Origin of the sequence: Flavobacterium notoginsengisoli (assembly GCF_014207905.1) — a bacterium.
Taxonomy (GTDB): Bacteria; Bacteroidota; Bacteroidia; order Flavobacteriales; family Flavobacteriaceae; genus Flavobacterium; species Flavobacterium notoginsengisoli_A.
The window spans coordinates 398,234-420,699 of record NZ_JACHLB010000005.1; the positions used below are offsets into that span (position 1 = coordinate 398,234).

Annotated in this window: 24 protein-coding genes; 6 read left to right on the plus strand and 18 right to left on the minus strand. The window is 33.5% G+C overall.

Going from position 1 to position 22,466, the window contains the following annotated elements; genetic code table 11:
* Positions 1-29: 29 nt before the first annotated feature.
* The 8 genes from HNP35_RS16885 to rsfS all read right to left on the minus strand — a co-directional run bounded on the left by HNP35_RS16885 (position 30) and on the right by rsfS (position 6,783).
* Positions 30-1,088 (minus strand): glycoside hydrolase family 130 protein, encoded by a 1,059-nt coding sequence (locus tag HNP35_RS16885; RefSeq protein ID WP_184164746.1) that lies wholly within the window; start codon positions 1,086-1,088, stop codon positions 30-32.
* A 68-nt stretch (positions 1,089-1,156) separates the two neighbouring features.
* The gene (locus tag HNP35_RS16890; RefSeq protein ID WP_184164749.1) at positions 1,157-1,936 is read right to left on the minus strand and encodes a superoxide dismutase; all 780 of its coding nucleotides are present in this window, start codon (positions 1,934-1,936) and stop codon (positions 1,157-1,159) included.
* Between the two features lie 7 nt (positions 1,937-1,943).
* A complete protein-coding gene (locus tag HNP35_RS16895; RefSeq protein WP_184164752.1) occupies positions 1,944-2,213 on the minus strand; it encodes an acyl-CoA-binding protein in 270 nt (89 codons plus the stop codon).
* Positions 2,214-2,867 (minus strand): phosphatidylserine decarboxylase family protein, encoded by a 654-nt coding sequence (locus HNP35_RS16900; protein ID WP_184164755.1) that lies wholly within the window; start codon positions 2,865-2,867, stop codon positions 2,214-2,216.
* On the minus strand, positions 2,857-3,747 hold the full coding sequence (locus HNP35_RS16905) for a phosphatidate cytidylyltransferase (RefSeq protein ID WP_184164758.1): 891 nt from the start codon (positions 3,745-3,747) through the stop codon (positions 2,857-2,859). The genes HNP35_RS16900 and HNP35_RS16905 overlap by 11 nt, the downstream gene beginning before the upstream one ends.
* Before the next feature lies 1 nt (position 3,748).
* Positions 3,749-4,354 (minus strand): lactate utilization protein B/C, encoded by a 606-nt coding sequence (locus HNP35_RS16910; RefSeq protein WP_184164761.1) that lies wholly within the window; start codon positions 4,352-4,354, stop codon positions 3,749-3,751.
* Positions 4,355-4,470: 116 nt separating this feature from the next.
* The gene (gene ftsH / locus HNP35_RS16915) at positions 4,471-6,396 is read right to left on the minus strand and encodes an ATP-dependent zinc metalloprotease FtsH (protein ID WP_184164764.1); all 1,926 of its coding nucleotides are present in this window, start codon (positions 6,394-6,396) and stop codon (positions 4,471-4,473) included.
* Positions 6,397-6,411: 15 nt separating this feature from the next.
* Positions 6,412-6,783: a ribosome silencing factor gene (gene rsfS, locus HNP35_RS16920; RefSeq protein ID WP_007809313.1), complete on the minus strand. Its 372-nt coding sequence runs from the start codon at positions 6,781-6,783 to the stop codon at positions 6,412-6,414.
* A 92-nt stretch (positions 6,784-6,875) separates the two neighbouring features.
* On the opposite strand from rsfS, the gene HNP35_RS16925 reads away from it, so the two are divergent.
* Positions 6,876-7,604, plus strand: coding sequence for a biotin--[acetyl-CoA-carboxylase] ligase (locus HNP35_RS16925; protein WP_184164768.1), 729 nt, complete (start codon positions 6,876-6,878; stop codon positions 7,602-7,604).
* Positions 7,605-7,845: 241 nt separating this feature from the next.
* Here the strand turns inward: HNP35_RS16925 and HNP35_RS16930 are convergent, their stop codons facing one another.
* Positions 7,846-8,238: an SRPBCC family protein gene (locus HNP35_RS16930; protein ID WP_184164771.1), complete on the minus strand. Its 393-nt coding sequence runs from the start codon at positions 8,236-8,238 to the stop codon at positions 7,846-7,848.
* Positions 8,239-8,455: 217 nt separating this feature from the next.
* On the minus strand, positions 8,456-9,100 hold the full coding sequence (gene pyrE / locus HNP35_RS16935) for an orotate phosphoribosyltransferase (RefSeq protein WP_184164774.1): 645 nt from the start codon (positions 9,098-9,100) through the stop codon (positions 8,456-8,458).
* A 7-nt stretch (positions 9,101-9,107) separates the two neighbouring features.
* Here pyrE and HNP35_RS16940 point away from each other — a divergent pair, with 7 nt between their 5' ends.
* Positions 9,108-9,746 carry an NUDIX hydrolase gene (locus tag HNP35_RS16940; RefSeq protein ID WP_184164777.1) on the plus strand — a complete coding sequence of 213 codons (639 nt, stop codon included), beginning with the start codon at positions 9,108-9,110 and terminating at the stop codon, positions 9,744-9,746.
* A 511-nt stretch (positions 9,747-10,257) separates the two neighbouring features.
* On the opposite strand, the gene HNP35_RS16945 is transcribed toward HNP35_RS16940, so the two are convergent.
* Positions 10,258-11,985: a M14 family metallopeptidase gene (locus tag HNP35_RS16945; protein ID WP_184164779.1), complete on the minus strand. Its 1,728-nt coding sequence runs from the start codon at positions 11,983-11,985 to the stop codon at positions 10,258-10,260.
* Between the two features lie 220 nt (positions 11,986-12,205).
* Between HNP35_RS16945 and HNP35_RS16950 the strand changes: the two genes are divergently transcribed.
* Positions 12,206-13,570 carry a DEAD/DEAH box helicase gene (locus HNP35_RS16950; RefSeq protein ID WP_184164782.1) on the plus strand — a complete coding sequence of 455 codons (1,365 nt, stop codon included), beginning with the start codon at positions 12,206-12,208 and terminating at the stop codon, positions 13,568-13,570.
* Positions 13,571-13,782: 212 nt separating this feature from the next.
* The gene (locus HNP35_RS16955; protein WP_184164785.1) at positions 13,783-14,232 is read left to right on the plus strand and encodes a hypothetical protein; all 450 of its coding nucleotides are present in this window, start codon (positions 13,783-13,785) and stop codon (positions 14,230-14,232) included.
* A gap of 283 nt (positions 14,233-14,515) precedes the next feature.
* Here the strand turns inward: HNP35_RS16955 and HNP35_RS16960 are convergent, their stop codons facing one another.
* The 5 genes from HNP35_RS16960 to HNP35_RS16980 form a co-directional block, all read right to left on the minus strand.
* Positions 14,516-15,094 carry a PhnA domain-containing protein gene (locus HNP35_RS16960; RefSeq protein ID WP_184164788.1) on the minus strand — a complete coding sequence of 193 codons (579 nt, stop codon included), beginning with the start codon at positions 15,092-15,094 and terminating at the stop codon, positions 14,516-14,518.
* 75 nt (positions 15,095-15,169) lie between these two features.
* Complete coding sequence (gene coaD, locus HNP35_RS16965; RefSeq protein ID WP_184164791.1) at positions 15,170-15,628, minus strand: pantetheine-phosphate adenylyltransferase; 459 nt, start codon at positions 15,626-15,628, stop codon at positions 15,170-15,172.
* Positions 15,629-15,714: 86 nt separating this feature from the next.
* A complete protein-coding gene (locus HNP35_RS16970; RefSeq protein WP_184164794.1) occupies positions 15,715-16,320 on the minus strand; it encodes a hypothetical protein in 606 nt (201 codons plus the stop codon).
* Positions 16,321-16,416: 96 nt separating this feature from the next.
* Positions 16,417-17,109: a DUF421 domain-containing protein gene (locus tag HNP35_RS16975; RefSeq protein ID WP_184164797.1), complete on the minus strand. Its 693-nt coding sequence runs from the start codon at positions 17,107-17,109 to the stop codon at positions 16,417-16,419.
* A 127-nt stretch (positions 17,110-17,236) separates the two neighbouring features.
* The gene (locus HNP35_RS16980) at positions 17,237-18,208 is read right to left on the minus strand and encodes a D-alanine--D-alanine ligase (RefSeq protein WP_184164800.1); all 972 of its coding nucleotides are present in this window, start codon (positions 18,206-18,208) and stop codon (positions 17,237-17,239) included.
* A gap of 262 nt (positions 18,209-18,470) precedes the next feature.
* On the opposite strand from HNP35_RS16980, the gene HNP35_RS16985 reads away from it, so the two are divergent.
* Together HNP35_RS16985 and HNP35_RS16990 are read left to right on the plus strand one after the other, a co-directional pair.
* Positions 18,471-19,088 (plus strand): PASTA domain-containing protein, encoded by a 618-nt coding sequence (locus HNP35_RS16985; RefSeq protein WP_184164803.1) that lies wholly within the window; start codon positions 18,471-18,473, stop codon positions 19,086-19,088.
* The gene (locus HNP35_RS16990) at positions 19,081-20,124 is read left to right on the plus strand and encodes an RluA family pseudouridine synthase (RefSeq protein WP_184164806.1); all 1,044 of its coding nucleotides are present in this window, start codon (positions 19,081-19,083) and stop codon (positions 20,122-20,124) included. Before HNP35_RS16985 ends, HNP35_RS16990 begins: the two co-directional genes overlap by 8 nt.
* A 170-nt stretch (positions 20,125-20,294) precedes the next feature.
* Here HNP35_RS16990 and HNP35_RS16995 read toward each other — a convergent pair whose 3' ends face one another.
* On the minus strand, positions 20,295-21,521 hold the full coding sequence (locus HNP35_RS16995; protein ID WP_184164810.1) for an ATP-binding cassette domain-containing protein: 1,227 nt from the start codon (positions 21,519-21,521) through the stop codon (positions 20,295-20,297).
* A 93-nt stretch (positions 21,522-21,614) separates the two neighbouring features.
* Entirely contained in the window at positions 21,615-22,466 is an 852-nt protein-coding gene (locus HNP35_RS17000) for a sulfurtransferase (protein WP_184164812.1), read from the minus strand.

Sequence of the window (22,466 nt, forward strand, 5' to 3'; positions counted from 1 at the left end):
GTGATCAGGATTAAGCAAGTTTTTTTATTTTAAACTTCTTTTAGAAGTGAAAGGATTTCTTTTACAGAAAATGTTGCGCCACATACAAATTCGTCTGATGCACCATAATAAACCCTCAGAGTATCACCGTTTGGTTCTAGAATATGGCCATTTGTAAAGACCACATTTCCAAAAAATCCACTCAATTCGTATTCAGCTTTAGGAAACATTATTGGCTCTTCAGTTCTTGCAATAACTTTCGATGGATTTTGTAAATCCATTAAAAAAGCGCCCAAACAATATTGATGAGCCTCATTTGCGCCATGATAAATTTCAAGCCAGCCTTTTTCGGTTTTTATCGGTGCGGCACCAGCACCAACTCTTTTACTATCCCAGTTTCCTTTTCTAGTTTTAATAATACATTGATGATTTCCCCAATGAATGCCATCTGGAGAAGAAGCGATCCATATGTAATTTCCTCCAATATCAACACTGCTAGGACGATGTAAAGCGTAGAATAAACCGTTTATTTTCTCTTCAAAAATAGCACAGTCTTTGTTATGGGCTGGAAAAATCATTCCGTGTTTTTCAAAGCTTTTCCAGTCTTTAGTGGTTCTTAAGCCAACACCAACACCATTATCTGAGACAGAAGTAAATGTGAGGTAATATTTTTCTTCAATGAAAGTTACTCGGCAATCTTCTATTCCAAAAGTTTCTAAAATTCCTTCACCAACCAATTGAGGATAATCTTTTGGTTCATAAAAGTTTTTGCCATCTTCACTGCACAATAATCTAATGTGCGATAAAGTGGTCAAATAATCTTTACCCTGATAATTAATAACACGAGCATCTGTCGCTATAAGTTCGGGGTGATCTTTTGAAATTTCAATAATTTGAACAGATCCTGTATGAGTAAGAATTGGAAACGAGATTGTATTTTCTTTTTGTTTAGGTCTTTCAGCAACTCGAACTGCAAGCCATATTTTATTCTGAAATTGAAACACGCCTGGATTTAGTAAACAGCTAATTTCTAAGCCTTCTCTACTTGGTGGTAAATCAGATGGTAATAATAATGGATTTTCTGAAAAGCGATGGGCTATATCTCTCATATTCGTTACGTCTTATTACCAGTAAGTTATAAAAAAAAGCTGATACTTAATTTGTATCAGCTTTTTTTCTATACTTTTTTAACCTTTTTGAGGGCCTCAATGTAATATTCGTTTACTTTTTCCCAATTGATATGTTGGTAGAAGGCATCAATATAGGTTCCTTTTCTATTTTGGTAATCTAGATAGTATGCGTGTTCCCAAAGATCGATTCCCATAATTGGAGTTCCTGGAATTAAAGCATTTCGCATTAAAGGATTATCTTGATTATCTGTAGTAGTGATTTGTAATTTACCATATCGATCTACAACTAGCCAAACCCATCCAGACCCAAATTGTTTTTCAGATTGTGCCTTAAATTGATTAGTTAGATTGTTAAAAGAACCAAATTCCTTATTTATCGAGCCAGCTAAAGTGTCTTTTGGAGTTTGTTCCTTAGGAGTCAAGATATTGAAATAAAGCGTATGATTATAATAGCCACCAGCATTCTGACGAAGTTTGGCATTATTTAAATCCATTTTTTTTAGAATATCTTCAATAGGCATATTTTCAAACTCAGTAGAAACGATTTCCTTATTAAAATTATTTGTGTAAGATAAATAATGTTTGGAATAATGTGTTTCTAAAGTCAAAGTTCGAATGTCTGGTGCAAGTCCGTCGTAATTGAAAGGCAATTTTGTCATTTCAAAAGAACCTGGATCAGCTTTAACGTCATTTGGTGAGCCAATTGATATTTTTTCTTCTTTAGTTGGAAGTGGAACTTCAACAACTTCGACCAGCTTATCTTCTTTACAGGAAAACAATAGTAAAAATGAAGCTAAAGTGCTAAAAAGAACAACGTTTTTCTTCATAATATATTTATTTTGATGTTAATGAATTGATAATCTCAATATAATTTTCTTTGGCTTCATCAGTAGAAATGTGGCTTATTTGCATCCAAGCATTTGTTTTGAAAGCATCTCTCAAATCAAAATTTTCAGATTGATTGTAAACCGCTGTTCCAAAAGTCGCTTGTTTATAATATGCATATAATCTCAACTGCACATCTTGCGGCAGTGAGGCCTGAGTCATTGTCATGGCAATTTCTACGGCTTTAGCAAATCGAATATCTAAGTCTTTATCAGCCATTTAAGCTTTTGTAGCAATAATTGTTTTTCCGCCAATAGCTTTTTGATTTAACTCAACATTAATCGGCGTACCTAAAGGTAAAAATAAATCTACTCTCGAACCAAATTTAATAAAACCAGCATCAGTACCTTGAACAACTTGCATTCCTTCTTTAGCATAGTTTACAATTCTACGAGCCAATGCACCAGCAATTTGTCGGTACAAAATTGCTCCAAAAGTTTCATTTTCGATAACAACCGTAGTTCTTTCATTTTCTTCACTAGCTTTTGGGTGCCATGCAACAAGAAATTTCCCAGGATGATATTTACTAAATTTAATGATTCCATCCATTGCATAACGCGTTACGTGAACATTGATTGGAGACATAAAAATAGAAACCTGTAAGCGTTTGTCTTTGAAATATTCGCCTTCATAAACCTCTTCAATAACGACTACTTTTCCATCAACTGGAGCAAGGATATGATCGCTGTTTCTAATTGCAATTCTTTTCGGATTTCTAAAGAATTGTAAAATAATAATCAAGATTAAAACAGCTGCAAATTGAACAAGCATTCTCAGCCATGAAATATCAATGAATTTATCAGCAATTAAAAGTACAGCTACTGTAAAAACAGTACCTAATAAAATAGACGGGCCACCTTCTTTATGAAACATAATATAAAATTTGATAAAATAAAAATATAATTGGTGCTACAAATATAACACTATCTAATCGATCTAGAATACCGCCATGTCCAGGCATAATCGAACCGCTGTCTTTTACGCCAGCAATTCTTTTAAATTTAGATTCTATCAAATCTCCAATAGTTCCAAATATGCTTACGATTAAAGCTATTATGGTCCAGATTAAAATTGATTTACTGCTAAATTCAGGATTTGGCTGAATGTATAATTTAGAAATTAAAAAACCTGCAAAAGCGGCAAAAACAACGCCTCCAAGAAAACCTTCTATCGTTTTTTTAGGAGAAACGCGCTCAAATAATTTATGTTTTCCCATTGATTTTCCGACTAAATACGCAAAAGTATCGTTGGTCCAAATTAGAACAAACAATCCGATAATAATTTTAGGATTGTAATCATTCGTCCCAAAAGAAATTTTAACTATGAAAATAAACGGAAGCGTAATATATCCTAATAAATACAGGTATTTTGAAGATGTGCTTATTTTTTGCACAGAATCATAAAACAAGAATATGATACATTTTATTGAAACTACGATTGTAATTGCAAGAAGAACCAAATCTAATTGTTTGATATTGGTTTCTAAGCTAATATTTGAGTTAAAAGTATCATTTAAAAACTTGCTTGTCTGTTTGTTGTAATGACTTACAAGAATTGTTGTAGAGTAGACTAAAGTCCCAAAAATAATAGAAAACACTTTATTTAAGTTCACGATATTAGAAAACTCATATATCGTAATAATTAAGAAAACACCAAAAAGAGTGATGAAGCTTTCTGTAGAAAACAATATAGAAGCTAATAATAAAGCGATATAAACAGCACCAGAAATGGTTCTCTTCAGTGTTTCGTTCATCTTAAAGATCTTCTAAAAGCAATAAATAAAGGTTTTTAGCAACACTTCCGTATTGTGTAAAATCTTCTTCTTTAGCTTTTTCGAAATATTTTATGGTAGTAATGTTAGTAGGATAATCCCTTTCGTATTTGCGTTTTATAGCACTTAATCCATCGCTTTTCATTGGAAGAATTTGACTTGTTGTGGCTATAATTACAATATTTGCCGGTAATTCGTTTGGCTTATTTTGTCTAATCTGTTTAGATGAAAACAAGATAGAGCCTTCGTCGGCAATAAGGTTTTCGCAACTCGCTAATAAAAATTTTGGATTAGAGGGTGCAATATAAAAAAGTTTGTTTTCTTCTAATAAACTAAAAAGTGCTGGTTCATAACATAAAACTTCCTTTTCAAACCAGTCGTTCTCTTCTAAAATGTTTTCAAACTGTTCTGTAACTTCTTCTGTATTTTCACAGTACAAGAATTTACCTCCATTTTTTTTAAAATTGAAAATAAATTGCTCGTCTAAAGATAAATGACTGTTCTGTGCAGATGTACCTGCATATTCGCTTTCGTGCTCTTCGTCAGAAGCGGCTTCACTTGAGCCAAATATTTTTTTGAAAAAATTCATTTTTTATATGAAATGCTTTACATGTTAATTGAAAACGTTCAAAGATAAAAAAATCTTAATTCAAAAGGGTATTTTGAATTAAGATTTTAAAAATTTATTACGTTTTTCGTAATTATTTATGAAACTACTTCCTCTAAATTTTTATCAAAAGTACGTTTTCCGAAGATGTTTTCTAAATCGTCTTTGAAGATAACTTCTTTTTCAATCAGAATATCAGCAAGTTGATTCAATTTATCTTTGTTTTCTTCTAAAATTTGAATAGCTCTCTGATATTGGCCTTCAATTAATTCTGAAATTTCAGCGTCGATAATTTTTGCAGTTTCATCAGAATATGGTTTAGAGAAGCTATATTCGCTTTGTCCGCTTGAATCGTAATAAGTAACGTTTCCGATTTTATCGTTCAATCCGTAAATTGTTACCATTGCACGAGCTTGACGAGTTACTTTTTCTAGGTCGCTCAAAGCACCAGTCGAAATTCTGTCGAAAGTTACTTTTTCCGCAGCTCTACCACCCATAGTAGCACACATTTCGTCTAACATTTGATCTGTTCTTACGATTTGCCTTTCTTCTGGTAAATACCATGCAGCTCCTAAACTTTGTCCACGAGGAACAATAGTTACTTTAATAAGTGGTGCGGCATGTTCTAACATCCAGCTTACAGTTGCGTGACCAGCTTCGTGAATTGCGATAGCTCTTTTTTCTTCTGGAGTAATGATTTTGTTTTTCTTTTCTAAACCACCAATGATTCTGTCTACAGCATCTAGGAAATCTTGTCTATCAACAGCCGCTTTGTTATTACGTGCAGCGATAAGTGCAGCTTCGTTACAAACATTTGCAATATCAGCACCTGAAAAACCTGGAGTTTGTTTTGCTAAGAAATCTAAATCAAGACCTTCAACTTTTTTGATAGGAGCCAAGTGTACTTTGAAGATTTCAGCTCTCTCACGAATGTCTGGTAAGTCAACAAAAATTTGTCTGTCAAAACGTCCTGCACGCATTAAAGCTTTGTCTAAAACATCAGCTCTATTTGTTGCAGCCAAAACGATTACGTTAGAATTTGTGCCAAAACCGTCCATTTCTGTCAGTAATTGGTTTAATGTGTTTTCTCTTTCGTCGTTTCCGCCAGACATATTGCTTTTTCCTCTCGCTCTACCAACAGCATCAATCTCATCGATGAAAATGATAGCAGGAGATTTTTCTTTTGCTTGTTTGAATAAGTCACGTACACGTGAAGCACCAACTCCAACAAACATCTCTACGAAATCTGAACCTGAAAGAGAGAAGAAAGGTACTTGAGCTTCACCAGCAACAGCTTTCGCTAATAAAGTTTTACCTGTTCCTGGAGGCCCTACCAATAAAGCTCCTTTTGGAATTTTACCTCCAAGATTTGTATATTTTTCTGGATTTTTAAGGAATTCAACAATTTCCTGAATTTCTTCTTTAGCACCTTCTAAACCTGCAACATCTTTAAATGTAGTTTTAATGTCTGTTTTTTCATCAAACAATTTAGCTTTAGATTTTCCAATGTTGAAAATCTGTCCGCCACCGCCAGCGCCACCGCCAGACATTTTACGCATAATGAAAATCCATACACCAACAATGATGATGATAGGAAGTAAACTGATTAGAATATCACTCCAGTTATTTTTTTGAAGGAAATTAAAATCTTTCAATTTTCCTTCGCTAACTGCTTTTTCTAGTTTAGTCTGAAAAATTTGATCGTTACCAATTTCCAAAGTGTAATGTGGACCTTTGTTTGGTTGTTTGAAAATATCTTCAGCTACTTTTTTGTTTGCTGGGTCTTTAAGAGCCGCAGCATTTAAATATACTTCAGCTTCAGCTTTGTTGTACACGATAACTTTTTCAAGTTGACCTTTTTCTAAAAGCGTGTTGAATTTAGAAGAAGTTAATTGAGCTGGTTCGCTTAAGCTTGATCCTCCTGTGGCAAAACTTATGAATAAAAAAACTAAAAGTATTGCGGTATATATTAACCAAGGACTTATTTTAAATTTATTCGGATTTGGATTATTATCTTTAGCCATTTAGTGAAAGTTTCTTTAGTATTTGTTCTCGATTGTAGTTATTTTGGCATCGCCCCAAAGGCTTTCGATGTTGTAATATTCGCGAATGTGTTTTTGGAAAACATGTACAACAATATGTACGTAATCCATTAAAACCCATTCTGCGTTATCTGTTCCTTCTACGTGCCAAGGCTTATCTTTTAAGTCTTTTGATACTGTTTTTTGAATTGAGTTTACGATGGCGTTAACTTGGGTATTTGAGCTACCGTTGCAGATTACGAAATAATCGCATACAGCAGTATCTATTTCTCTTAAGTCAAGAATATCGATATCATTTCCTTTTACTTCCTCAATCCCTTTGATTATGTTCGCCAATAGAACATCATTATTAATAGTCTTTTTCGCCATGAATTATTTTATATGAATTTGTAAAGTTACCAAATTTTGTGATTATTTTTGAACCTTAACAAAATATTAAATTAAGTTATTTAAATTATTTAATGAAACTAATCAAACTCGATGCCATAGATTCTACAAATGACTTTCTAAAGGCTTTGTCAAGTCAGGATGAACTGGAGAATTTTACAACGGTAACAGCTGAAAATCAGACAAAAGGGAAAGGACAAGTTGGCGGAGTATGGAAGACTGAAGCAGGTAAAAACTTAACTATGAGCGTTTTGGTTAAAGATTTTGTCTTTAATAATGAGGAAGTTTTCAATTTAAGCTTAGTGGTTTCATTGTCGGTTGCAGAGGTTTTAAAATCGTTAAATATTCCTAATATTTGCATTAAATGGCCAAACGACATTCTGTCATACAATAAGAAATTGGTTGGCATATTAATCGAAAATACCTTAAAAAGCGATGGCAGAATAATGTCAGTTGTCGGAATTGGAATAAATGTCAATCAAACCAATTTTGATGAATTGCCAACTGCATCTTCAATTTCTGTAATTTCCGGAAAGCCTTTTGATAAAGAAGAATTGGCAATTTTAATTGTAGAAAAATTAAAAGAGAAAGTTCAATTGTGGAATACGTCAGCACAAACTTTTTGGGATGATTATTTCAATTTCTTATTTAAAAAAGGCGTTCCAACAGCATTCAGAGACAAAAACAACCAAGATTTTATGGGAATCATTCAGGGAGTTTCTCCAATTGGAAAACTGCAGGTTTTGTTAGAAGATGATTCTGTAGCTGAGTTTGAAATTAAGGAAGTTAAAATGCTTTATTAAAGATGCTAAGGTTCTGAGTTGCTAAGATACTAAGTTTTTTTACCACGAAGCCGCTAAGTTTATAAATTAAAACTATCTGCTTAAATCTTTTTTAAATCTGCGGAAAAAATTCTGTTTATTACTGGCAAATAAATCTGCGTGAAAAAAAACTTTGTGTCTTAGCGGCTTCGTGGCAAAAAAAAAAGCCCGATCGTTAAATCAGGCTTTTCATTTATAATTCACAATTAATAATTCACCATTATTAAAGTTTGTTCATATTGTTTGCTAAAGTTTCAATAAACTTGCTGATTGGACCTTTAACCATCATCGCCATCATAGCGTTGAATTCGCCTTCAAAAAACAATTGGACAGCACTTTCTGAATCAGAAACACTATCAATGTTTGAAGTTAGCGTAAACGGAAGTTTGTCACTTGCAGCACCTAAAACAATTTTGTTTGGCGCTACCTTATCTTTCATTTTTAATTTGATTTCCGGCATCCCTTTCAATCCAAAAATAAAAGCGTCTTCACCAGTCACTTCAAATTTAGCGATGTTATCTGGCATTAATTTTTCAAAATTCTTAACATCAGTCAATTGATCAAATAAATCTTGAGCTGACTTCTGAACAGTAACTTTTGGACTTTCTAAGTTCATATTTGTTTGTATTTGTTTATTTTTTTAACGCAAAGATCGCAAGGATATTTTCTAAGCTTTGATTTTATAAAACACTAAGTTCGCAAAGCTAGATTCCAAAAAAGAGCAAAGCGATTTTTTAGAAAATCTAAAATCTAAAATCTAAAATCTAAAATCTAAAATCTAAAATCTAAAATCTAAAATCTAAAATCTAAAATCTAAAATCTAAAATCTAAAATTATTCCTGTCCCCAAGTTGATGGACTTTCGTTCCATTCAAGCAAAGTAGATTGTTGATCTTCTGTAATATATTGTTTTTGAACCGCTAAATCTAGTAAGTTTTCGTAGTTGCTTAAAGTGAAAAGATCAAGATTGGCTTCTTTAAAGTTTTCTTCGGCAACACCAAAACCGTATGTAAAAATTGCAGCCATACCTTTAATATTTGCACCTTCGCTTCTTAAAGCTTCAACAGCCATCAAACTGCTTTTCCCTGTACTAATTAAATCTTCAACAACAACAACATTTTGTCCTTTTTGTAAAAAACCTTCTACTTGGTTTTGTCTTCCGTGTTTTTTAGGCTCAGGACGTACGTATACGAATGGAAGTCCTAAACTTTCGGCAACCAAAATTCCAACTCCGATGGCTCCAGTAGCGACACCAGCAATCACATCAGGTTTTCCAAATTGTTTTTCGATATTTTTAGCAAATTCATCACGAACATAGTTTCTGATGCTCGGAAATGAAAGAATTAACCTATTATCACAGTAAATAGGAGATTTCCAACCAGAAGCCCATGTAAAAGGATTTTCGGGATTCAATTTAATTGCATTTATTTGCAAAAGCAATTCGGCTGTTTTTTCGGCAGTATCTTTATTAAAAATCATAATACAAATGTATAAAGTTTTTGTAAACGACAAACCACTTTTTTTGACAAATGAAATCTCTAAAGAAACAGATTTCCAATTGTTCTTGTTGGAGAGTATTGATATCGAACAGCTTATCATAAAAATTTTTCAAAATAAAATTCAAAAAGCTATTCTTTATCATCCAGACGAAAGTGAGATGATGAAAACCCTTAAAGCCAAAATTCCCGTGAATAAAGCGGGCGGAGGTTTTGTGTACAATAAAAAAGGTGAAGTTTTATTCATTTTTAGAAATGGAAAATGGGATTTACCAAAAGGCGGGATAGAGAAGGGTGAAGACATTGAAGCGACCGCAATGCGCGAAGTCGAGGAAGAAACGGGTGTAAACCAGTTAAGAATTACCAATAAACTGCAAAAAACCTATCATATTTTCAAACGCAACGGAAAATACAAACTTAAAATCACGCATTGGTTCGAAATGCAATCTGATTTTGAAGGAACTCCACACGGACAACTAGAAGAAGGAATCGAAAAAGTGGCTTGGTTAAATCCAGAACAAATCAAAGAAGCGCTTAAAAACTCTTATGAAAACATCAAATTGTTGTTTCAAGAGGATTCTTATGCTTCAGTAGATTTTAAACCTAAAAAAGAGAACTTAGAATCTTAGTATCTCAGCACCTCAGAATCTTAAAAATAAGGGCGTGCCACCTATAAAAAAAAGACCCAATCAACTTTGCGTTCATTGGGTCTTTTTTTATAGCTGTCGGGCTATCCGCGCTACTTCGGTAGCTTGCTTCTATCCCTCACGCGGAGCTACACTTTGAGATTAAATTTGTTTCAGGTTTCAAGTTTCAGGTTTTCTCGTTGGCGAGAATACAATGGAGAATTCATTCCGTTAGGAATGTCTGGTTGGTAGAAAAAAAAAGATTTGTGTTTATACGTTCCGTAGGAACGTTTGAATAATGTTATAGATATGTTATCCACAAACAAGTGTCCCTACAGGACACAATGCAAAACGATACAATTATTTCTACCGACGAGATATTCCTAGCGGAATATTTTTTCAGCTCGTACAATTTCTCTTCTCTTGACATTTTTTATTTAGATTGTGTCCATGTACAAGATGAAAGCAATTAAACATTAAAAAAACTTAGCGCTCTTTGCGTTATAAAAAAAAACTAAAGCATCCGATAAATAGGATACTGCATATGCGCTTTTTCATAATAGACAGAATGTTTATAAATCCAATCCAATTGCGCTTCTGAGTTTTTGGCAAATTCGCGGTCATTTTGTTTTTTAGTTTCTAATTCTGCTTTTAAAGCTGGATTTTCTTTTAAAAGATTTGCCGCAGTATCTTCGAAAATATATTCTGAGTAATGTTCTTTTTGCTGTAAAATAGGATCGAAGAAATTCCAGTTAAAAAACGAATCAACGCCTTCTGGTTCAAAAGCTTCTACGATATATTTTACGCCTTTTTGATTTGTTGGAACAATGTAATCTCCTTTAGCGAAAGCCATTTTAACGATTTTAGAAGTTACGGTTGTGTTTCTGTGTAAATAATGCCCTTCGTAAGCAGACGGAACGGTTTTAAAATCGGCAATTCTATAACTTTCGACTTCTATAATCGTATCGTTTTTAATTTGTTTGAATGAAATATTATTGTTTTTCAGAAGATCAATAATATTCCAATATCCTCTTGGAACGATATAAGCAGAAGGTATAACAATTTCTTTTTGTGATTTGAATTCTTTGATATAAGGAACATCTTTTTTGTACGGTTTTGCTCTGTCGTAATACAAACGATTTCCTGTTGTAGCTTCACTTTTTTTGTAACCAGCTTCATAACCTAGAAACGAAAAAGTGGTCGCTTTTGTGCTGTCCAATTCCCATTTTAAAGTGTATGATTTCTTTGGCTGATATTGCTCTAAATTCTTTACTCTTAAATCTTTTATCTTTTGATAATTAGCATCGGTAAAATCCAAAGTCGATTTCATGTATTCGTACGTCATTTTTACACGTTCTGCATATTTTTTCAGCATATGCGTTTCGACCACAAAACCAATTGTATTAAAGAGCGAGGTATAACCCGTTGTATATCGCGGACTGTCGACAAATTGCCCGAAACCTTTGTCTGGCGTATCTTTAAAAGAATCCACATAAGGAGTAGTTTCAATTTTCTTTTTCTGAAGATCTTTTACCAAAGCTGGCATCATTTCGTCGTTCATAAAATCGCCCAAAACTTTTCCGAGTTTATTATGCTGAGTCATAATGTAGGTTAGTTTGTATTGATAATCCGAACCGTTGCTCACATGATTATCGATAAAAACATCGGCATTTATTTTCTGGAAAATCTCCACAAAACTTTTGGTATTTCTCGTATCCGATTTCATCAAATCACGATTCAAATCGTAATTTCTTGCATTTCCTCTAAAACCGTAAATTTCTGGTCCATCTTGGTTGGCGCGAGTTGTCGAATTTCGGTTTAAAGCACCGCCAATATTATAAACAGGAATCGTAACCAATACCGTATTTTTAGGCGCTTTCATTTTTCCTGTTGCCAAATCTCTATAGAATTGCATAGTTGCATCAATTCCGTCAGGTTCTCCCGCATGGATTCCGTTATTGACAAATAGAACTGCTTTCGTTTTCTGAATTTTATCAAAATCGAATTCCTTATCAGGATTAAAAGTTATCATGTGTAAAGGTTCGCCAGAATCAGTCAGTCCCATTTCTTTCATTTGAATGGTTGGAAAATCATTTGCCAGCATCTTAAAATAAGCAATCGTTTCTTGATAAGAAGCCGATTGATTTCCATTTCCTTTCTCGAAAAACGTATCGTATTTTTTATTGTTTTGAGCGGAAAGAGTGATCGTGAAAAGTGAAAAGAGAAATGTAAAAAGTTTCATGGTTTTGGGTTTAATGCGAATCAAATATAAGTTTTTTGTTTCAAGTTTCAGGTTTCAAGTTTGATGTGCGTTGTGTTTTTTTAACCGCAAAGAGCGCAAGGATTTATATAACTAGGTTTTTAAAAACGCAAAGTTCGCAAAGCTTTGAACATAAACTTGGCGACCTTTGCGTAAACCTTTGCGTACTTTGCGGTTAAAAAACTTTCCCTACTTTTGCAAAATGAATAAAAAACACCCTTCCAACGATATACTTTCGAATTTAGGAATTGAAAGCCTAAACGAAATGCAAGAAACTGCAAAAGATGCAATTCTTCATGACAACAACGTTTTGTTGCTTTCTCCAACAGGATCTGGAAAAACATTGGCGTTTCTGCTTCCTGTTTTAGAATTATTACAGCCTGAGATTTTATCGGTTCAATGTTTAATTTTAGTTCCGTCTCGCGAATTAGGATTGCAGATTGAGCAGGTTTGGAAAAAAATGGGAACGCAGTACAAAGTAAACATTTGTTACGGTGGGCATTCTATTGAAACGGAAATGAAAAATTTAAGCAATCCGCCAGCGGTTTTAATTGGAACTCCTGGAAGAATTGCAGATCATATAGATAGAGAAACTTTTAGAACAGATAAAATTCAGACTCTAATTTTGGATGAGTTTGATAAATCGCTTCAATTAGGATTTCACGAACAAATGTCTTTCATCATTGGAAGATTAGCGAAAGTAAACAAAAGAGTTTTAGTTTCTGCAACTTCGGATATTGAGATTCCGAAATATACACGTGTTGTCAATCCGACTGTTTTAGATTTTATTCCAGAGGAAGAGGAAAAAGAGAATCTTTCGATGAAAATGGTTCTTTCACCTGCGAAAGATAAACTGCAAAGTTTGTTCAATTTGATTTGTTCTTTAAAATCAGAATCAGCTATTATTTTCTGTAATCACAGAGATGCTGCGGAGCGAATTAGCGATACTCTAAACGAAAAAGGAATTTATTCAGTTTACTATCATGGCGGAATGGATCAGGAAGAACGTGAACGTGCTTTGATTCAGTTTAGAAATGGAAGTGTAACCTATTTGGTTACAACCGATTTGGCGGCGAGAGGTTTGGATATTCCAGAAATGAAACACGTTATTCATTATCATTTGCCTTTAAAAGAAGACGAATTCACTCATAGAAATGGGCGTACAGCGCGTATGCAGGCAACTGGAACCGCATATATTATCATCCACGAAAGTGAAAAACAATTTGACTACATTGATTACGAAATGGATGTTTTAGATGTTGAAGGCAAAGTTTCATTGCCAAAACCGCCTCAATTTCAAACTATCTATATTAGCGGAGGAAAGAAAAACAAACTTAATAAGTTTGATATTGTCGGCTTCTTTTCTCAAAAAGGGAAACTAGAAAAAGACGATTTAGGATTAATTGAAGTAAAAGATTTCGTTTCGTTTGCAGCCGTAAAATACAATAAAGTAAAAGATTTGCTGAAAAATGTGAGAGATGAAAAAATGAAAGGCAAAAAGTTTAAAATCGAAGTAGCTCGTAACGTAATCAAAAAAGTAGAAGAGGAGAAGAGAGGGAAATATTGATTTTTTAGATAAGAAAAAAGATGTAAGAAGCAAGACATAAGATTGGAATTTGGAATTTGATTTTTATATGTTTATTTGTTTGTTTATCAGTGTTTTAAAATGTTGTAACTAAGTTTTACAATTTTATGTTAAAAAAATAATGGTTTGATAGGGGTTTTTTCAATATTTCTATGTTTTTTTGCTAAAGTAAAATTGTAAACCCCAAATTCACTATGAAAAAGATTATTACCCTTGCTGCATTGTTTTTCAGCTTTGTTTCGTTTGCGCAGATTAAAGTTCTTGAAACTGTTCCAGTTGAGAAATTAGGAAAAGTAAACAACAATTACATTCAAAAAATTGGTGACGAGTATACAGTGTATTACACTACAATTCTAACTGATGATGATGATTCTTCTAATTTGAGAAAATTTTCATTTAAAAACCTTAATAATGATTACAATAACCTATACAACATCATTATGGGGGGTTTTACTGCAACACCATTATACGATATTAAATTAGAATTACCGAATAACTACATTTGGTTGCACTATACTGGAAACGTTGTTCCAGACAAAGCAACGGTTCAATTTATGGTTTCTAGCAAAGAAAGAGACGCTGCAACAAACAATGTTTCTGAGCCTTTAGTAAAAGATCAAATCAGTAAATTATTCCAGAAGTAATTTTATAATAGTAAAGAATATATTTAAAAAGCCCGTTCAGTTCATGAATGGGCTTTTTTATGTTTTTTTGTTTCAAATTTCAGGTTTCAAGTTGATAAACTTTGCCTTGAATTTTAACGCAAAGAGCGCTAAGTTTTTTTATTTTTGAAGCTTTTAAAAAGTGCAAAGTTCGCAAAGCTTTGTGTATAAAACTTTGCGAACTTTGTATGTATCTCTTCGTGTTCTTTGCGGTTAAACTAAAATCTTAGAATCTTAGCAACTTAGAACCTCAGCATCTTTTAAATTAAATCTTTTTCACATACTGTGTAATAATCACAATTTGCTGTCCATCGACTTTACCTTCAATATATTCAGCGTTTTCGTGGTCTAAACGGATATTTCTAACGGCTGTACCTTGTTTGGCAACCATGCTAGAACCTTTTACTTTAAGATCTTTAATCAATACAACAGAATCTCCATGTTGTAGTACTACGCCGTTACTGTCACGGTGAACTAATTTGTTTTCGTCATCTTCGCCTTCGCCAGTTGCTTTTGCCCATTCAAGCGTATCTTCTTCAAGGTACATCATATCCAGTAATTCTTGTGGCCATCCAGCTGCACGCAAACGGCTCAACATTCTCCAAGCAACAACTTGTACCGGAATATTTTCATTCCACATACTGTCGTTAAGGCATCTCCAGTGATTTAAATCAACATTATCTGGGTTTTCAATTTGGTCAGTACAGGTATTACAGGCATATACAGCTTCATCAAGGCCTCCTTTTCTAGTTGGCAATACTTGATAAACTTTTAAATTTTCTTCAGCGCCACAAAGCTCACATTTAGATCCGCTTCGTTTGCTTAATTCTCTTTCGATACTCATTGTTTGGTGTTTATTTTAAAAATGCGAAATTACTTATAAATTAGTTTGTTTACAAGTTTGTGATTTTTTGTTTCATTATTTTTTAACCCTAACGGCTTTTGGAACCAATTGTTCATATTCGCCCCCATGACGCAATACATCGCGCACAATGCTCGAACTGATAAAAGAAGTACTTGCAGCAGTCAATAAGAAAACCGTTTCTATTTTCGAAAGCTTTCTATTCGTGTGCGCGATAGCTTTTTCAAATTCGAAATCGGCTGGGTTACGAAGACCTCTTAAAATAAAATTAGCTTTTTCCTTTTTAGCCAAATCAATTGTTAATCCTTCGTAAGTGATAACAGAAACTTTCGGTTCATCTTTAAAGGTTTCTTCAATAAAGCGCTTTCTTTCTTCTAAGGAAAACATGTATTTTTTTTCGGCATTGACACCAATTGCAATTACAATTTCATCAAACAAAGGAATTCCTCTTTTGATAATGTCTTCGTGTCCAAGTGTTATTGGGTCAAATGATCCTGGGAATATAGCTTTTCTCATTTTTGTTTAAAGTTCAGAGGTTTTAGAGTCTCAAAGGTACAAAGGTTTTATTTTGTTGCAGGAATTTTATATTCTGATTCTAATTGTTAATCTTTATGTCTGATTTTTATAATTTCTCCGCTGTTATAAAGTTTTATTAAATCATTTTTAGAATAAGAAACTTTTTTATTGGAATAGTTTTCAGCTTTATCCAAATCATCAATTTCGTAAGGCATATAAGTGTCGAAATCGTTATGTGTAGTATAAATACTGTCTGAAGTTATTTTATCAATTTTGAATGTAGAATAATAGCCGTTGGAAAATTTTAAATTATAAACATCACCAACTAGTGGTTCTTTGATTAGGATATCAATTTGATTTTGATTTTGGAAGTAGTTATTTATGCAATACGCAAGAAATAATAGTAAAACAAAAGTTCCCGAAAACATCCAAATTGAATTTTTAAGTTTTTCATTTCTTAATTTTTCTTGCCCCTCTAAAGATAAATCTTCGTAATAAAACCAGTTTTTGCAACTTGTGCATTCTATATTAACGATTTTTCCAACTGGAAATAGTGGAATGAATGTAATGTAAACATAACGTCTAAAAATGCTGAAATGTAAAGTATTCTCAATATTACATTTAGGACATATTTCGTTTTTGACAAAACCGTTTTTTATATTCGAATCTTTTGTTCCAATTAGAAAAAGCATAGTTTTTTTAAAGTTGCTAAGGTTCTGAGATGCTAAGATTCTAAGTTTTATAGGATTGTGCAGAATCTTATTTTTTCTTTTTTTTTGGATTTTTTTCTAAGTTATTCTCTTCGTATTTATCGAAGGAACCCATTCGTCTTTATGACAGTCTTTGCAAGTTGAAGTTCCTTTTTTTAATTCCTCGGTGTTACCACAAAAGGAACAGGAATATACTCCGTCTTCTGGAATAATTTTATTTTTTTTCTCAAAAAGCAAAGGCACAATCGGTAATCCGTAACCCACATCTTTGTCTTCGTAATAAAAAACACTTATTTCTCCACTCGTTTCTATAAAAGCATGTCGAACTTGTCCTAAATGCTCAATAGATTTGATTCGCAATTCTGCAAAAAACTCGTCTTGTGCTAAACTTTCTTTCTTAAAACTCGTTATAGAAAACTTTCCATCGTTAATTAAACATTCGGTTTTGCCTTCTATAAATTCTTCAAATTTCTTGCTTTTTCCTGTTAGCCAAGTTACGGTGCGATACAAAATGATTATGGTAGAGAAAACTATTGCGGCTGGAATAATTCCGACATCTTCATAAAACATCGGATCGCCGGCAGCAGAACCTAAAGCGATAATAATTACAGTTTCGAAAATTGATAATTGTTTTACACCTCGTTTTCCTGCCAACTTTAATGTCAGCAATAAAATAGTGAACATTACCGTTGAACGAAATATTACCTCCAGAATAAAGGCTTCAGGAAGATTGTTATAGAAAAGCCTATCCCATTCAAATATTTCTTTCATTTTTTTAGATGCTAAGATTCTAAGTTTTTCTTGCGCTGGACTTCGACTTCGCCCAGTCTGACACTTACTATATTATAAAAAAGGTTCTGAAATCTTAGTAATTTAGAATCTCAGAACCTTAGTATCTTTAAGCTAAAGCCAATTCGATTGCATTTGTAAACAAATCTTCCAGAGAAATTCCTGCTGCTTTTGCTTGCTGCGGAATTAAACTTTCTGTTGTTAAACCTGGAATAGTGTTCATTTCAAGCATATGAGGCTCGTCGTTTACAATAATGAATTCGCTTCTTGAAAAGCCTTTCATTTTTAAAACTTCATAAGCACGTTTTGCTGTATCTCCAACTTTTTTAGTTAGTTCGTCTGAGATTCTGGCAGGCGTTATTTCTTGTGATTTTCCTTCGTATTTGGCTTCGTAATCGAAGAAATCATTATCTGAAACAATTTCTGTAATTGGAAGCACTTTGATTTCGCCTTGGTAATTAATTACACCTACAGAAACTTCAGTTCCGTCAAGGAAACTTTCTATGATGATTTCGTTATCTTCTTTATAAGCAACTTCAATTGCTATTGGAAGTTCTGCTTCCGTTTTTACTTTTGAGATTCCGAAACTAGATCCAGCTTTGTTTGGTTTTACGAAACATGGCAAACCTACTTTTTTAACGATTTCTGAGGTGTTGATTTCGTCTCCTTTGTTCAAATAATAAGAAACAGCCGTTTTGATTCCGTATGGTTTTAAAACTGATAATAAATCCCTTTTGTTGAATGTCAATGCAGATTGGTAATAATCGCAAGAAGATTGTGGCATGCCAATTAACTCAAAATAAGCCTGCATTAATCCATCTTCTCCTGGAGTTCCGTGAATGGCATTGAAAACACAGTCAAAAGTGATTTTTTCGCCGTTTACAGTTACAGAAAAATCATTTCTATCAATTGGGAATTCGGCATCTTTATCGTCGACGTAAACCCATTTTTCTTTGAAAATGTGAATTCGGAATCCGTTGTATTTTGTTTTATCAAGATATTGATAAACGACATTTCCGCTGATTAAAGATATTTTGTATTCGCTGGAATAGCCGCCCATGATAATGGCAATGTTTTTCATTTCTATATTTTGTTTCAAGTTTTAATTTTGTTTCAAGTTTCACGTTTTTTGCCACTGATTATACAGATTAAAAATGATTTTTTTCTGAATTATTCATTGTTATTTGTCAGGCTGAGCGAAGTCGAAGCCCCGCATGCTGAATTACTTGGTGTGACTTCGACTTCGCTCAGTCTGACAATCTTGGCACTTTCTCGTTTTAAACAAAATTATCATTTTTTTTGAAACGAAATACTTTATCTTTGTCGCTATTAAAAATAAATTTATGAGTTTACGTCAGTATTTAACAAGTCGAGTTTTTTTCTTGCAATTACTTGCAGCCGCAGCTATTATCGCGATTATTGGTTACTTATTTATGCATTGGTTAACTTTTACGACAGATCACGGACACGAAATTGCTGTTCCGAATTTGTCTAAACTAACTGAAGAACAAGTAGAAGAGAAATTGGATGAACTGGATTTGGATTATGTTCTACTAGACAGTGTTGATTACAGAAGTGAATTTCCAAAATATAGCGTAGTTGAGCAAGATCCGCTTCCTGGTACAAAAGTGAAAGTAGGAAGAAAAATTTATATTAAGATTAATGCTTCAGGTTTTTCATCTGTTAAAATTCCTGATTTAATTGAGAAAACATATCGCGAAGCTGTACCAACTTTAAAAGCTTTAGGTCTTGAATTGGGAACAATTACTTATATTCCGAATCTTGGAAAAGATATGGTTTTGGAGATGCGTTTGAAAGGCAGAAACTTAAAAGTAGGAGATCGTGTTCTTAAAGCATCTAAAATTGATTTAGTTTTAGGTGATGGTAAAGCGAGTTATGTAGACGAAAGTCAGGTAGATAGTACAGCAACAACGCCTGAAGAAACCCCAAACAATGAATAATAATATTGAAGAAAACTTAGATCTGGAAGACGAATTATTCGAACATTACAGATTTGAAGTCCCTAAAGGTCAAGCGTTTTTGCGTATTGACAAATATTTAATGTATTTGATTCCGAATGCCACGCGAAACAAGATTCAGAACGCAGCTACGGATGGAAATATTTTTGTGAATGATATTCCTGTAAAATCAAATTACAAAGTAAAACCTTTTGATGTGATCACGATTATGTTATCGCATCCGCCATTTGAAAACCATATTCTTCCTGAAGATATTCCGTTGAATATCGTTTATGAAGATGATGCTCTTTTATTGATTAATAAAGAGCCGGGAATGGTTGTGCATCCAGGTCACGGAAATTATACGGGAACTTTAGTAAATGCTTTGGCGCATCATTTTGATAATCTGCCAATGAACAGTAGTGAACGTCCAGGTCTGGTTCATCGAATCGATAAGGATACTTCTGGACTTTTGGTTGTTGCCAAAACGGAAGCTGCTATGACGCATTTGGCAAAACAGTTTGAAGCTAAAACAACAGAACGCGAATATATTGCTTTGGTTTGGGGAAATGTTGTAGAAGAAAGTGGTACAATTGAAGGAAACCTAGCAAGACATTTAAAAGACCGTATGCAAATGGCGGTTTTTGATGATCCCGAAATTGGAAAACCTGCCATTACGCATTATAAAGTTTTGGAGCGTTTTGGTTATGTGACTCTTATTTCTTGTAAATTGGAAACAGGAAGAACACACCAAATTCGCGCACATATGAAGCATATTGGTCATCCGTTATTTAATGATGAGCGTTACGGCGGTCATTTGATTTTGAAAGGAACGACTTTTACGAAATACAAACAGTTTATCGAAAATTGTTTTAAAGCTTTGCCTCGTCAAGCGCTTCATGCGAAAACACTTGGATTTGTTCATCCTAATACAGGAGAAATGATGCGTTTTGATACAGAATTGCCAGACGATTTTAAAGAATGTATCGAGAAATGGCGTAATTATGTGAAATCGCATAATACGGAAGAAGAGAATTAAAATTAGATAATTACCTTACTATAAAAAAAGCTCCATCAAGGAGCTTTTTTTTTATTCTTACCATAATTTTTCGTTCCAATTTTCTGTAGAAACGCACCGCAGTACGTCTCTACAGATATACTTTGTACTGTAATATTTTGATTAAAGACTTAAACCTTAATGGTTTAAAATTAATTCTTTATTTTTCCAGTTGAACCAGTTTCTGATGGCAAAAGTTCGAATACAGAAGTAGGAGCGAGGCCTTGTTCGATTCTATGTGAAACGTACAGTATCGATACATTTGTTTCTTGTTTAATGGTGTTGATGAGCTGAATTACCAAATCTACATTTTCGTCGTCTAAACCTTCCACAGGCTCGTCTAGAATTAATAATGGCGGATGTTTTAAAACAGCACGAACGATTAGTCCAACTCTTTGCTGACCGATAGAAAGATCGATGAAACGCTTTTTACGCAAATGTGTCATTTCGATTACTTCCAGCCATTGTGTTACAATGTTTTTTTGATGTGTTGTAGGTTCTGTATAAAGTCCGATTTGGTCAAAGAAACCTGAAAGAATCATTTGTTCCAAAGTATGGCCTTTTTGAAACAGATCCATCATAGCAGTTGTATAAATTCCGATTTGTTTTTTGATGTCCCAAACACTTTCTCCAGTTCCTTTTTTTCTTCCGAATAAGAATAAATCCTGTCCAAAACCTTTCGGATTATCTCCTGTAATCAAAGATAAAATAGTACTTTTTCCAGAGCCATTTGGACCGATTAACTGCCAGAATTCGCCTTGTTTTATGGTCCACGAAATGTTGTCGAGAATCTTTCTTTCGTCATAACTTACCGAAACATTTTCCAGTCTGATTAGTTCATCGTTTGGAAACGTATGAATTTCTGTTGCTTTTGGAATTGCGGTTGTATTTAACGTCTTGAAATGTTTTTCGCTTTTTACAAATGGATGCAATTCGAATGTATTGTCTTTGATCTGCGCTTTGTTGGGAACAAATTCTAATACATCAACCGTACGGTTTAAAAGCTGAATAATCGCAATGTCGTTGGTGAGATCTTTTAAAGAATCGGCTAAAACTACTCTTGACGCCTGATCTAAATGATCGAACGGATTGTCGAAAATGATGAAATCGGGTTTTTGGTTGATACAGTATTTTAAAAACTCTTTTTTACGTTCTCCAGATGAAAAAGTACGGAGTTGTCTGTGTGATTCTGTGGAAGCCTCTATGCTGTCATATTGAAACTCCTTTTCGATGAATTTTTCGATAGCAATATCAGAAAACAGTATTCCTTTTTGTGTGTTAAAAATGGCTAGTTCTCCAGTTGCTTCGCCATTTAATATATTGTCTATTAGTTTTTTCTTATTTACCTGATTTGATAAAAGTATATCCCAGTGTTGCATTGTAATTTTTATTTTTATTTGCCACGAATTCGTGAAATTCGTGGCAACGTATTTTTTTTAATCCTTTTAATCTGTGAAATCAGTGGCAAAAAATTATTCTTTTTGTTGAGTTGCCATTTCGCGGTCATTTCTGGACCATTCGCTCCATGAGCCTACATATAATTTCGGAATTGCAATTCCGGCGTAATCCATTGCTAATAAGGTGTGACAAGCTGTAACTCCCGATCCACAATGTACGATTATGTTTTCATCTTTTTTATCTCCAACTATGGATTTGTATTTTTGACCTAATTCTTCAGCAGATTTAAAAAATCCGTTTTCATCCAAATTTTCAGTTAGCGGAATATTTATTGCGCCTGGAATATGTCCAGCAATTAAATCCAGAGGTTCTGTGAGTCCATCAAATCTGTTTTTATCTCGAACATCAATTACAAGATTTTGATTGCTTTTACGAGCTTTTTCAACGTCCTCAATATCGGCTAATGGCAATTTCCATTTTTGAATTGGATAAGTTGTTTTTTGAAATGTTTCAGTTTCTGAACTTGTTGGAAAATCATTTTGCAATGCCGCTTGATAACCGCCGTTTAAAACCTGAATTTTTTCGTGTCCAACAGCACGCATCATCCACCAGAATCTTGCAGAAAAATTAGAACCATTTTTATCATCATAAACAATAATATGATCTGATGGTGAAATTCCTAACTTCGAAAGTGTTTCAGCAAATTGCTCATTAGTCGGTAACGGATGTCTGCCACCATTTGCAGGATTTTCTGGTATCGAAGCCAAATCCTGATTTAAATCTACAAATCGAGCGCCTTTTAAATGTTCCTTTTGATAAACTTCAAAAGCATTCGAACCTGCTCTGGCATCAATTAAAATGATTTCAAAAAGATTTAACTTGTTTAATTCTTCAGCAGAAATTATGGGAGAAAGAAGAGTAGACAT